General features: G+C 58.4%; 13 protein-coding genes and 1 pseudogene. 7 read left to right on the top strand and 7 right to left on the bottom strand.

What is annotated here, in order from left to right:
* The 4 genes from L598_RS18305 to L598_RS21850 all read right to left on the bottom strand — a co-directional run.
* On the bottom strand, positions 1-178 hold a 178-nt coding region (locus tag L598_RS18305; protein ID WP_144860148.1), incomplete at its 3' end, for a transposase.
* Positions 179-217: 39 nt separating this feature from the next.
* Positions 218-442: a nucleotidyltransferase domain-containing protein gene (locus tag L598_RS18300; protein WP_144864948.1), complete on the bottom strand. Its 225-nt coding sequence runs from the start codon at positions 440-442 to the stop codon at positions 218-220.
* Positions 443-512: 70 nt separating this feature from the next.
* Positions 513-1703 (bottom strand): CmlA/FloR family chloramphenicol efflux MFS transporter, encoded by a 1191-nt coding sequence (cml, locus tag L598_RS18295; protein ID WP_186445091.1) that lies wholly within the window; start codon positions 1701-1703, stop codon positions 513-515.
* Positions 1704-2153: 450 nt separating this feature from the next.
* Complete coding sequence (locus L598_RS21850) at positions 2154-2687, bottom strand: AAA family ATPase (protein WP_246658824.1); 534 nt, start codon at positions 2685-2687, stop codon at positions 2154-2156.
* Positions 2688-4742: 2055 nt separating this feature from the next.
* Between L598_RS21850 and L598_RS21845 the strand changes: the two genes are divergently transcribed.
* Both L598_RS21845 and L598_RS18275 read left to right on the top strand, forming a co-directional pair.
* Positions 4743-5147, top strand: coding sequence for a carboxymuconolactone decarboxylase family protein (locus L598_RS21845; RefSeq protein WP_186445092.1), 405 nt, complete (start codon positions 4743-4745; stop codon positions 5145-5147).
* 154 nt (positions 5148-5301) lie between these two features.
* Positions 5302-5505, top strand: a pseudogene (locus L598_RS18275) (transposase); the annotation flags it as partial.
* A 706-nt stretch (positions 5506-6211) separates the two neighbouring features.
* Here the strand turns inward: L598_RS18275 and L598_RS18270 are convergent.
* Both L598_RS18270 and L598_RS18265 read right to left on the bottom strand, forming a co-directional pair.
* Complete coding sequence (locus L598_RS18270; RefSeq protein WP_144864940.1) at positions 6212-6982, bottom strand: DeoR/GlpR family DNA-binding transcription regulator; 771 nt, start codon at positions 6980-6982, stop codon at positions 6212-6214.
* On the bottom strand, positions 6982-7779 hold the full coding sequence (locus tag L598_RS18265) for an HAD-IIB family hydrolase (RefSeq protein ID WP_144864950.1): 798 nt from the start codon (positions 7777-7779) through the stop codon (positions 6982-6984). The genes L598_RS18270 and L598_RS18265 overlap by 1 nt, the downstream gene beginning before the upstream one ends.
* A gap of 237 nt (positions 7780-8016) precedes the next feature.
* Here L598_RS18265 and phnD point away from each other — a divergent pair, with 237 nt between their 5' ends.
* The 4 genes from phnD (at position 8017) to phnE (L598_RS18245) (ending at position 11498) form a co-directional block, all read left to right on the top strand.
* Positions 8017-9021, top strand: coding sequence for a phosphate/phosphite/phosphonate ABC transporter substrate-binding protein (gene phnD, locus L598_RS18260; protein ID WP_144864938.1), 1005 nt, complete (start codon positions 8017-8019; stop codon positions 9019-9021).
* A gap of 70 nt (positions 9022-9091) precedes the next feature.
* Entirely contained in the window at positions 9092-9886 is a 795-nt protein-coding gene (phnC, locus tag L598_RS18255) for a phosphonate ABC transporter ATP-binding protein (protein ID WP_144864936.1), read from the top strand.
* Positions 9883-10701 carry a phosphonate ABC transporter, permease protein PhnE gene (phnE, locus tag L598_RS18250; RefSeq protein ID WP_144864934.1) on the top strand — a complete coding sequence of 273 codons (819 nt, stop codon included), beginning with the start codon at positions 9883-9885 and terminating at the stop codon, positions 10699-10701. Before phnC ends, phnE (L598_RS18250) begins: the two co-directional genes overlap by 4 nt.
* Positions 10695-11498, top strand: coding sequence for a phosphonate ABC transporter, permease protein PhnE (gene phnE, locus L598_RS18245; RefSeq protein ID WP_144864932.1), 804 nt, complete (start codon positions 10695-10697; stop codon positions 11496-11498). Before phnE (L598_RS18250) ends, phnE (L598_RS18245) begins: the two co-directional genes overlap by 7 nt.
* 216 nt (positions 11499-11714) lie before the next feature.
* On the opposite strand, the gene L598_RS18240 is transcribed toward phnE (L598_RS18245), so the two are convergent.
* A complete protein-coding gene (locus L598_RS18240) occupies positions 11715-12011 on the bottom strand; it encodes a hypothetical protein (RefSeq protein ID WP_144864931.1) in 297 nt (98 codons plus the stop codon).
* Between the two features lie 366 nt (positions 12012-12377).
* Between L598_RS18240 and L598_RS18230 the strand changes: the two genes are divergently transcribed.
* Positions 12378-12642 (top strand): ATP-binding cassette domain-containing protein (locus L598_RS18230; protein ID WP_144861690.1); only part of this gene is annotated, 265 nt, incomplete at its 3' end.

Here is a 12642-nt window from a genome sequence, read left to right as displayed (position 1 = left end):
GTTCCTTCAACTGATCTACGCCCATCCCACCATATTGCTTGCGCCAGCGGTAATAAGTCTGTTCGACAACGCCGATCCGCCTGATCGCATCAAGACGGGACAGGCCTTGCCCCATCAGAACCTCAACCTGCCGCAACTTCGAGACAATCTCTTCCGGCTTCGGTCGCTTGTTGGCCATTCTCGATCCTCCGTTTCCTAATCATAACGGCGGACCACTTCACTGGGGGAGGATCAGGGCGAGGAGTCTGGAAAGCAGCCAATGTCGCTCCGAGAGGGACATTGGTCGCCCTGTGATCGCGAGAAGATCTATGTCACTTTGTGGCTGCAGCCCGCCTGACACTGCTGAACCGTGAAGGTAGGCGCCATGCACGGCCTCGCCGAGGATGCTGGACAAAGCTACCAACACCTCTTGTATTTGGAGGCTTCCATCTTCCCGCTCCATGACCTCTTGCCCAAATTATTGATTCAAGTGGGTGTTCTGCCGGACTGCAGGTGCTGCAGTCCGGCACCATTCATGAACGCTCTTCGCGACCAAGGAGACCTAGGGCTATCAGCGTGATAAGCGCCATGCTCGAGGAGTAGGCTACGAGTGGCCAGGCCGTATCGCCTTTCAGAGCAATAACCGCGAGCGTTCCAACGATGCCGACGATCAAGCTCTGGACACAGAAATAGAGGGCTACGGCTGAACCGGCAGTGTCGTCGAAGCTCCTCAGGGCACCGTTTGCAGTGACGGACACAGTGAAAACGATGCCGATCGACATGACCCACATGGGCACGATAAATGTCACCAACCCGGGTGAACCCGCGACTTGTCCAATAGTGAGGAGAGCGCTTCCCCCTAGCAGCGTCAACATGCCTCTCGCGAGACTGCCTTCGATATCCCAGTGCGCAACGAAAATCTTCGCAAAGCGGGCGGTGACAATCATCACTATCGCTGCCGTAGCAAATGCCAGGCTGAATTCCAGTTCGGAATATCGCGCCTTGTCAATGAGTACACGCGGAGCCGTAGAAAAGAACACGAAGAACGTCCCCATGGCAGCACTGAATCCCAGCGTGTAGCACCAGAACGCGGGGCTATGGAGGATTGGTCTGAACAGAGACCGCGAAGGTGCAGCTAACGCCGGCCGCGTTTCATGCCATCGGGGGATAGCGTTGAGAAGCGCCAGAAGCGCCAAGACGCCGAGCGTCACGAAGATCATCCGCCAACCAAGATGCTCTGCGACGACAGCTCCTGCAACCGGTCCGAGCGCAGGGACAAAAGCAAGCATTGAGCTGAACATGCTGTAGATGGTCACGCCTTCCGGTCTGTCTGCATAGACGTCCCGAACGGTTGCGAATAGAGCGACAAGCGCAGCCGAGGCGCCGGCTGCTTGCAGAAGCCGCAAGAAAACGAACAGGGTTGCCGTTGAAGTTATAGCAAGACAGAAGGAAGTGGCCGCGAAGAGCATCGCACCGGCGATGAGGACCGGTCGCCGGCCGACGCGATCAGAAATCGGGCCAAAGACGAGTTGCCCCAAGCCGAGCACGACCATGTAGAGGCTCAGCGTGAGCTGAATGATAGCAGGAGTAGTCTTGAGAATTCCGGGCATCGCCGGGACGACCGGGAGATAGATATCCATCGCTAGGGAAGCGAGAATATCAAAGGGTGCCATCAGCAATAGCGCTGCTGGTAGAGAGTATTTCCAAGCATGGGAATTGGACATGATGGAGTATCCGCGCAAATGAGACATTTGGCGGCGTCTATCTGTCAGTCCGTAAATTTAGCTCGACAGAACGCCGCAACAACAGGGATTGTTGCGGCTTATGTGTCTGACGACTTTGCGGAGCCCATGCCACGATCCTACTTTGATGGCAGCCTCTAGCGAACTTTGCCCGGCCGGGCAATCCCAAGTGTTGCTCGGCGAGGCGACTGGCACGGCTGATTCCGTGAAGCTCCCGTAGCAGTGTCGATGGAGCTCTCCGAGACCGAGTAGGATGCGCGCCGCGCATGCCTGCCTCATGCACTGTCACTCGACGACGCTTCCCGGGCGAGAGCGTTAGATCCGACGCGGCGAGCAGCTCGTCGAAGTCGGCGAAGGTTCGCGTCCGCCTTTCGAGCCGCGCTCTCTGTCGCATTCATGGCGCTGCCTGGCTGTCGTCGCAACTCCGGCTGCCTAGGCGTGATGCGGGATTGAGCCAGAGTGGCCGAGCACAAACCGGACACGCTCCTCGACGGCAGCGAGGGGCAGGTGGACCAGTTCGTAGCCGAACTCGCGGTAGGTTCGCTCCATCGCCCGGAACGTCGCTTCGGCCTCTTCGAATGACTGTTTCCTTTCGGCATCGTTCCGGAAGATGCCTCGCCACGGAGCCGCGATGAACACACTGCGGCTATACCTGAGGGTGGCCGCCGCCTTCAGGGCATGCGGCGGAACATCCAATCCGCTCAGCCGGAGGTAACCGATCACGTCAGGCACGCCGCGGTCGAAGAACACCGTCCCGGTCGTGCTGGCCGCTTCACGATAGGACCGCATTTCCCAGTTCAGCATCAGTTCGGCGAAGGCGCGCCTGTCGGACCAGGGCAGCGCCGGGCCTCCGATCGCATCCTGCTCCGTGATGATGGCTCTCCCAGCCTCCGGCATCGTAGCAAAGCCGCGGCAGCGCAGCGCGTCCAGGAGAGCGGTCTTCCCGGATCCCGGACCTCCTGTCACGACGTGGAAGCTCGAACTGCGGTCGACGGTGATAGGACAACCCTCATGTGATGTAGATGTAGCGGCCGGCGCGCTGCCGGAGCTCTTGGAGATCAGTAGGCGAAGAAGGCCATGATGGCGGCTAAGAGGAGAATCGGCTGCGCCAGTACGAAAGCACAAGTGGCCAGCGCCTGAACAAGGAGCTAACCCGCAATAGGCAAGGTCAGACTGGTGCGCTTCTGCCGAGCGAACGCAGAGGACGCAGAACTGGCTAGCCTGAAGGGGGCTCGTTAACACCCTCCACGCTCTTAGATGCTGCATAGCACTGCCAGACCGTCGGTGACGCTACCGAAGCCTCGCTGCACGGTAATCACGAAGATCCGATTGAGTTCACCTTCGCGAGTTGATCTTCGCGCCGGCCATAAGATCTAACGGCGGCTTTCGGGAGAGCCGGCCAGGAGCCTGAACAACCGTAATGGTGAAGGGTTTCGGGTGCCGGCAGGCGTACGAAAGCCCCTCATGCAGGAACCGCGGGCCACAATTGATGACTATGGGGACTTCGGTTTTCGGCTGATGTCGTCGTCGGTGCGACGGCTGCCAGGAAGCGATCGCGTTGATATGGACGAGCGCTTCGTCGTTTTTCTGCGCGGGATTGTCGGCATGATAAGCGGCTGACCACCACCCTGTCTGCATCGTAGTTCAAGATCGATACGTGTGGATTCATCGCCGAAGTGGCCCATGGGGTGGTCCGGTTTCAGTCTTAATGCATGATGGGCTTTTGGGCCATCGCTTGGGCAGACGAACTGCGCAAGCCCGACCTACCTGAAGCGACACAGCAAGCCGGTGCGGCCGGGCGATCTGGCGCGGCACAGGTTCGTGGACATGCCGACGCCGGACGGCCGGCCCCGCGCCCTGGCCCTGTCGCGACCGGAGGGGAGCGAAACCATGCTGGTGCAGCCTAGCGCGACCGTCGATGAAGTGCTCACGATGCACCGCCTGGTCAGGGGCGGTGTCGGGATAGGCATCCTTTCGTCTTACCTTGTGAAGGCCGATCTGGATGATGGCGCGCTCGAACGCGTCCTGCCCGATTGGGAGGTGCCGGGCGTTCCGATTTCCCTCCTCTATCCGAGCCGGCGCAAACTAGCCCCTCCGTCCGCGCATTCGCAAACTTCGTGCGCGTTCTGGGCGCCAGTGCGGCATGGAAGAAGTAGCGTCTGTCGATCCTCACCCCAGGCGGCAACGAGGTCGCACGCACCCTTCCCGAGCGGATTGTTTATCGGTGACTGAAGGTCGTCGAGGCTGAATGTGCGAACAACAATCCGGCCGTCGACAGATGCCCGCTCCCGGAGGAGCAGGCATCCTCATCGATGGCTTCAGAAATCCATGCCGGACTCGGCAGGCATGTTCCTTCGTCGGCTTCTCGGCCACCATCGCCTCGGTGGTGACGAGCAGGCTCGCGACGGTTCTTGGGACGAGCAGGACGGCTGGTCACCGGTCCTTCAGAGGGAAGCTGCACATTAGGTGTCAAAACCTGACATCCTTTTCGTTTGGCGAACGCCAAGTTATCCGCAGTTTCAGATAAGATCGAGGACTCCAACGGCGGCAAGAGTTGATCGACAGCTTTTTCGCTATGACGGGACGGTTAGGAAGCTCAGTGCTGTCAGTGCCTGTGCGGCCAGAAGCCGAGAAAACATTCGGAGCCTGTAGCGTATATCCGGTAGGTGTGGGATTTGGCGGTAGCGGTCCTCCGCTACCAAAAATCTTCAATTATTTCAGATATTTAAGCATAAAAACATTTGGCTACCATCTCGCGAAAGTGTCGCTGGGTGTCATTTTGGGCAACACGAGCGTGTGCTTGGATGTGGCGGGATAAGGTGAAAGCGGATAGGCGTCTCGTTGTGAGGCGGATAAGAGTCGGCGCCATGACGGCCGAGAACCGACGCGTGATTTCGACGAACCCCCAGTGTTCCCTGATTGCCAGCGCTCGCAGTGTAGATGAGGATGCCGCGTTCTTTTGGTTGGCTGGGCAGACCAGGAACGAGATAGAGGCGCTCCTTCAGAGAACTCGCCGGATACATCCAGCGGGGCGACGAATTCAATATTCCTCTCGATGAACGAAGGCTCGCACTAAAGGCGGCCTTCGAAAAGAACCGCGGCTACTGGAACGAGTTCTGGGACGGGCTCCTGAAGCTCGATCCCGATTTCTTCGCGGCGTACCTGGAATTTTCCACGATTCCCTGGCGGCAGGGCCGGCTCGAGCCGAAGGTGAAGGAATTCATCTACATTGCCATCGATGTGGCGACAACGCACCTCTACGAACCGGGCCTGCGCATTCATATCCAGAACGCGCTCAAATACGGGGCGACGAAGGAAGAGATCATGGAGGTCTACCAGCTGACCTCGGTGCTCGGCATGCATACCTGCACCATGGGCGTTCCGGTCCTTCTGGACGAAATGCGCAAGGCCGGCCAGGAGATCTGAACCGCGCGTTCCGCACCAGGCTGCGACTTGTCCGGCGTCAGCATTGATGGGACCAAGATGGCTTAACTAAGAACGGAGGATTTCTGGTTCATCGTAGCGTTTCAAAGGAGCGAAGAAGAGACAGAACCGAAGGACCGCGCCAGCGAAATCCTGGATAGGGAAAGCGCCTACGGAGCAGGTGATCAAGGACATCCGCCGTGCAACCCGCAGGCAGTATGGCGCGGAGGAGAAGATCTGCATTGTGCTGGAAGGTCTTCGCGGCGAGGAATCGATCGCGGCGCTTTGCCAGCACGAGGGTATTGCCGAGAGCCTGTATTATACTTGGTCGAAGGAATTCCTGGAAGCTGTCAATCGGCGGCCGATTGACAACGAAGTAGGTCCAAGTCTGGTTGATCTGCTCTACGACGTTGAGGGGGCTGTGGGATGGAAACCGACAGGCTCGAACTTAATCCGCTTGAGCACGTCGAGCGGATCTCCGGTCTGTTTGGCGATCCAGTCACGGACCCGCTGAGGATCGGATGCGGTCAAGCAGCAGATCAGGGTCCTCCTTCGCCCGGACGAAGGTGTCAGGCGCCACTTGCCCTACCATCCACTCCTGAGGACCTTTATTGCCTCGTCTTTGCCAAGAACCTGTTCGCACAGCTCCCCTCCATCCGTCACCAATGGTCAGTCCAAACAGGTAGGGGGTCAATTTTCGATGCCGATTGACAGACGAGTATTCCCCCTTGGTACCCCCGGGGGCGGGTGGGGACTGAGCCGCGGAAAATCTTTCCCTGCGGACGACACAGAGGGAGGAGCCTTCCCTTGCCGTTCTTTCCCGCGTCATTACTCGGTCATTACAAACCCGAGGATCGTGGAGATCTCACGCAACAAAAAAATTATGATTTCAAGTTGTTAAATGGCGCGCCAACGATTCCGTGTGGCCGGAGAAAGTAAAATTCAAATAAAGGGAATACAGTGGCGTATTTGTCTCACCGCGGGAAATGCCATTCGGCTATGACTACAGCCTCCGCACAACGTAAAGGCGACGACGCTGCCGGTGCGTCTGTATTCCCAATCGTGCCTCACCGCGCCACGTGGATTTCTACAGCACCGTCGCGCAATGCATCGGCCAGCGGATGGGGCGGCGTCTCGTCAGTGACAATGGCTGTAAGCGCCGACAACGGCCCGACGGTGGCGACGAGATCGACATTGAATTTTGTGTGGTCGACCAGCAGATAGGCTTCACGCGATTGGCGAAGCATCATCCGTTTTACAGCAACCGACGGTCGGTTTGCGTCGGAAATTCCCTTCGTCGTCAGGCCGCTTGAACCGATGAAGGCGCGATTGGCGTTATAGCGGCTGAGGAAATCAATTGTTTCCGGTCCGTAGATGCCAGCTTCCCGTGCCATAAAATCGCCGGGGCAAATAATGACCTGAATCGTCTCGTTCTGACCAAGAACTGAGGCAACGGCGATACTGTTGGTGAGCACGGTCAAATCGTTGGCAGTGGCGGCAAGACATTGCGAGAACTGATGCGTGGTGGTGCCGGCATCGATCATCAGCACCTCGCCGGGACGCACCAGCTCTGCCGCACGCCGCGCAATACTCGCTCGCTCTTCAATATGCGCGCGGTCACGCTCACCAAAGGGTAGCTGTGCGCCCATCGGTGCCACGGAGGCGCCTCCATAAGCACGTTGGATCAGACCCTCACCGCTCAGCGCTTCGACATCTCGGCGTACGGTCTCCGTCGACACGCCAAACCGCGCGGCAAGTTCCGAGGTGCGCACATGAGGATGGTGCTGCAGTTCCAGGAGTATCAGATCGCGGCGGTCGTTCTTGCGCAGGCGGGCCATCAGCGTTTCCTGGCCCTTAAGATGGCATCGGCAACCTCGGCGAAGCCCGCACCGCCTGCCTGATGTGTGATCCACTTCGGCTGTGTCGCCACCATTTCGCGGAAATCAGCGAAGTTCGCCACACCGATGCTGTTCTCGAAGAAGCCGAACATCGGCGCATCGTTCGGGGAATCGCCGACGAAGATCACCCTGTGCCCTTCTCTTTCGATATCGATGCCATAACGCTCCGAAAAAAGACGCTGTGTCATGCCGAGTTTGTCGTAACACCCGAACCATCCGTTGACATGGATTGATGACACTTTTGCAACAGCGCCGGCCGCCTTGAAGCAGGCGACGATTCTGCCGATCTCGGCATCGTCCAGTCGTGGCCCATCCTCGGCAAAATCGATGGCGAGATCGGCCTCGCGGAACCGTTGATCGGCGGAAATACGCGATCCCGGCACTCCGGCGAGGATGGAATCTGCAAGGATATCGAGCCGTCGGCGATTCTCCAGCCGCTCCCGTTCGGACTGGACAAAGACACGAGTCATCCCACCCCTGATCTCACAGGCGAAATAGAAGGCACCATTCTCGCCAACGACCGCGTCCACGGGCCAAAGTCGTGCGATGAGGTCGCACCAGCCAGCCGGTCGGCCAGTGACTGGAACCACCTTGACCCCGGCCTTACACAATTTTTCCAGAGCCTCATAGGCGATGCTCGGCAAGCGACCGTTGGTGGTCAATGTATCGTCGATGTCAGTCAGGACGAAATCGATAGCACGAAGGCGCTCTGCGCCGAACATATGGAATGGACGCATTTCAAGATCGCCTGTCTCCTCTGTATTCGCCGCCTTTCCAGCCATCGGTAGCTCTCTCCTCCACGAGGGACATGCCACAGCTTCTAGCGATTTCCCTATTATTTTTCGAGGGAAGTTCAAAATATTTTCTACAAGTGTTGCAAAATGCCACAAATTGTCGATAGGTTTCAAACAGTGGGCTTGGTTGGAGAACCCGATGGAGAAGCAGGCGCGTCACGCCTGAAGCGGAGGAGAGAAATGACAACGATCACGACCAACGGCCGCCTTGCAGGCGGTGCCGCAGCAGCGCTATTCGGCCTGTCCGCCTTTTTTTCCGGAACAGCCGCCAATGCCCAGGACTGTGCCAACCGCGGCCAACTCGACGTCATGTATTGCGATGCGGATGGCGACATGGTCGCAGATGCGCCGACCGACCCGGCGCAGTTGAAGGATCCCGACACGCTGGTCTTTGCTTATACACCAGTGGAAGACCCATCAATCTACGAGGATATCTGGGCGCCTTTCATCGAGCATCTTGAAAAAGTAACCGGCAAGGGCGTCCAATTCTTCGCCGTTCAATCAAATTCGGCGGAAGTGGAAGCCATGCGCAGTGGTCGGCTGCATATAGCCGGTTTCTCCACCGGCCCGACTCCCTTCGCCGTCAATCTGGCAGGCGCAGTACCCTTCGCCATCATGGGCTCGGAGGATGGACGCTTTGGCTACACGTTGCAGGTCTACACGCGCAAGGATTCCGGCATCAATGAGATGGCCGATCTTAAAGGCAAGAACGTCGCCCACACTTCGCCGACCTCCAACTCCGGCAATCTCGCACCGCGGGCGCTCTTCCCCAGCCTTGGCGTGACGCCTGAGCAGGACTACCAGGTCGTCTATTCCGGTTCGCACGACCAGTCCATGCTGGGCGTGGCCGCGGGCGACTACGACGCCGCCCCGGTTGCCTCGGAGGTGGTGGAGCGTATGGCCGAACGCCAGCTTTACGATCCGGAAGAAGTGAAAATCATCTGGGAATCCGACCCCTTCCCCACAACCTCCTACACCTATGCGCATGACCTCGATCCGGCTTTGGTGGAAAAGATCAAGGAAGCCTTCTTCTCCTTCGACTTTGCTGGAACGGAGCTTGGCGAGGAGTTTTCGGGCGTAAGCAAGTTCGTACCCATAACCTATGAGAAGGACTGGGCGGTGATCCGGGAAATCCAGAAGGCGAATGGCGTGAAATACACGCCGCAAGATCTCGCCAAGGAGTAAACTTCCTCCTGTCGGGCGCGAGGCAATGGCAGCTTGCCACGCGCCTGATTCTCTTCTCCGGAGCGGATCAATGCTGAAGATTTCGCAACTCGTGAAGCGTTATGGCAACGGCGCGCCCGTCCTCAAGGGGCTGGATCTGGAAGTGCCCGGTGACAGCATCGTTGCGATCATCGGCGCTTCCGGTGCCGGCAAGAGTACTCTGCTTCGATGCATTAACCGGCTGGTGGAGCCGAGTTCCGGCACGATCGAGCTGAACGGGCTGAAGCTGACTGACCTGAAAGGAGCTGGACTACGCGCCGCAAGACGGCGCATCGGCATGATCTTCCAGGGGTTCAACCTGGTCGACCGGCTGACTGTGATGGAAAATGTCCAGTCCGGTCGTCTCGGCTACCTACCCACCTGGCGCGCCGTCTTACGGCGCTACCAAAAAGAAGATATCCGCCGCGCCTACGAACTGATGGAACGCGTCGGCATCGCCCACTATGCCAACAAGCGCGCCGACGAGTTGTCAGGCGGCGAGCGCCAGCGTGTCGGCGTGGTGCGCGCACTGATGCAGGAACCGGAGATTCTGCTTGCCGACGAACCAACTGCATCTCTCGACCCGAAAACCTCGGAGCAGATCATGGAGTTGCTGCGTTCCCTGTCGCGTGAGTTGTCCCTACCAGTACTGATAAACATCCATAACGTGGCTGAAGCGAAACTCTACACCGATCGCATCGTCGGCATGCGCTTTGGCCGCATTATCTTCGACGCCGAGCCAAAGGCACTCGATAAAGCGGCAATGGATGAAATCTATGCCGGCGTCCCAGCAGAGGAACGAGGCGAGGTCGACAATGTGATGCCGCTGAAGGTCAGAAACGCATGAGTGCTGCGACTGATAGTTCTCCGCAGAAATGGCCCGACAGTTGGCGCCGACCTCCCCTGATCGCCAATCCAATCTTGCGCTACGGACTCATTACCGCGGTGACTACGTATCTGGTCTGGGCATGTTTCATGCTGCCAGTCGACTGGCAGCGTGTCTCACAGGGCTTCGCTCGCGCAGCACGCATCTTCAACGGCGCGTTTCCACCTAGCTTCGTACGCAGCGGGCTTTTGATCGATGGTTTCCTGGAAAGCCTGAAGATTGCAATATTAGCGACGGTAGGTGGAGTTCTTCTCTCAATCCCCATCGCTTTCATGGCGGCCAAGAATCTGTCGCCGAAACCGATTTACTTTCTCGGCCGCGCGCTGATCATTATCGCCCGTAGCTTCCATCCGGTCATCGTCGCCATCATTTTCGTCAAGGCGGTGGGGTTCGGCCCCCTTGCCGGCGTGCTGACGCTGATAGTTTATTCCGTTGGCTTCGTTGCCAAGATGCTGGCCGAAAAGATCGAGGAAATCGACTGGGGTCAGGTGGAAGCCATGCGCTCCGTAGGGGCTGGTTATGTTTCCACGCTCATCTATTCGGTTTTCCCACAGATCATGCCGCGCCAGATCGGCTTGAGCATCTACCAGCTCGACAGCAATCTCCGCGCCTCGGCCGTTGTTGGTATCGTGGGTGCGGGTGGCATTGGGTCGACACTCGCCAATGCATTCGGCCGCTATGATTATGATTTCGCACTGGCAATCACTATCGTCATCGTGGCCGTAATCCTGCTCAGCGAGGCGGTTAGCGGACAGATCAGGAAGCGGATATGGTGAGCATGGACACGACGCCGGAGGTGTGGGCCCGCTACACACCGCGCGAGCGCTTGCAGCGTTTTGCGGTCTTCCTTGTCACTATGGTTGCCATTGTCTGGGCACTGACGAGCATTGACGTCATTTGGCCGTGGGTGTTCGACGCACCACAGCAGATGGTCGACCTGTTTGGCCGCATGGTGCCGCCAGACGTAAGCAACCTGCCGAGCATCCTTTGGATTCTGCTGGAGACAGTCAACATCGCCACCATCGCAACGGCAGTCGCCGTCTTTGTCTCGCTGCCGGTCGCCTATATCGCCGCACAGAATACGACACCTAACGCGGCTACGCTTTGGCTCGGCCGCTTCATCCTGGTCTCCAGCCGCTCGGTCAACACGATCATCTGGGCGCTGCTGTTCGTGGCGATCTTTGGCCCGGGCATTGTTGCCGGCATCGTAGCCATCATGTTCCGTTCCATCGGTTTCATAGGCAAGCTGCTCGGTGAAGCAATCGAGGAGATCGACAGGCGGCCGGTGGAAGCACTGGAGGCAACCGGGGCTTCTCGTTTCAAGGTCATTGTCTATGCCATCGTACCCCAGGTTATGCCTACCTTCTGGGCCGTGGCCATTCTGCGCTGGGACATTAATTTGCGCGAGTCGACGGTGTTGGGCCTGGTCGGCGCCGGCGGCATCGGCATCATACTACAGGGCGCCATTGACACCTTCAATTGGCCGGAGGCGGCAACGGTGTTGCTAAGCATCCTATCCCTGGTGGTGCTCGGCGAAGTCGTGTCGGCCTGGTTGCGCAAGCGCATCATCTGACCCTACGGGATTGCAACTCCGGCCGGAAACTATCTCGCCGGTGTCGTTCTCGCGGCAATCGTTCTATGTTCAGATAAGTGTCCATAAGACCTGTCCCACCCAAGGCGCCCATCCGGATCCCTATCTCCCGTTCGAGCATCAAGGAAACTTTACGGATGCTTGCAGATCGACAACGGAATATGCCGCGGCAGTTAAACCAAGTGGGTGCCGTTTCCGTCATTTTTGCTCATAACATAGGTCTTTTTTTGCAATTAATTTTGTTACAGTGGCAAATATCAGACCGGCCACAGGACCGGGATAGCCTTCAACGTCGCGGGCATAGTCGCGGTGATAATGAATGCGATGGCCGCCGAACGTCAGCATCGAATAGTAGAACAGCAGCGTCGTCGTCGCTTCGGCGACATGGCGATGTTCGGCAGCCGGAGTATCGGGCCGAGGCGGTGACGGAGACTGCGGCGCGCTTCCCGGTGGACGATGTCCTAGCATTCGGCGGTGGCCACCGTCCCGGTTCATGTCGAAATCTCATGTCGACGTTACGAAGACGAGACCGCCGCGTCCGGTCTTTTCAGTAACGTCAGCGACACGTGAGGTGCGGGTCACTGTGTCACTGATCTTCAGTGGCCGATGAATGTGCAGCGCACCTCCAGCCCCACATGCGCCGAGGAAGCAGAACGTGCGGCAGGAAGCCGCCCCGCCCCGGGTGGCCGTCTGGGCCAATCTCACCGGTGGCGCGATCTGCACAGGCGAGTATGAGGCGCCCTGCAAGGAACTCGGCATTCTGGAATAAATCCGCACGAGCCTTATTCTGAAATCGCGAAGGATGCGCCCGCTCGGCTAAGACAAGCGGGCGCAAAACCAGCCATGAGGAGAAACGCGCCTATGACCGCATCGCCGGCCGACAGCTCTCCGCGAGGCGAGCCGATCTTGCGTCTGCGGGGCATTTCCAAGCAATTCGGTGCGGTCTCTGCACTGACCGACATTGATCTCGATGTTTATGCGGGCGAGGTTGTGGCGCTGGTAGGCGATAACGGTGCGGGCAAATCCACGCTGGTCAAGACGCTTGCGGGCGTGCACCAGCCGACCTCCGGAACGATCGAGTTCATGGGGCAGGAAGTCACGATCGATACGCCCGCAAGGGCGCTGG

The organism is Mesorhizobium sp. J18 (assembly GCF_007829525.1).
In the GTDB taxonomy this organism is placed as follows: domain Bacteria; phylum Pseudomonadota; class Alphaproteobacteria; order Rhizobiales; family Rhizobiaceae; genus VLJP01.
This window is presented reverse-complemented; position numbering and strand designations above follow the sequence as displayed.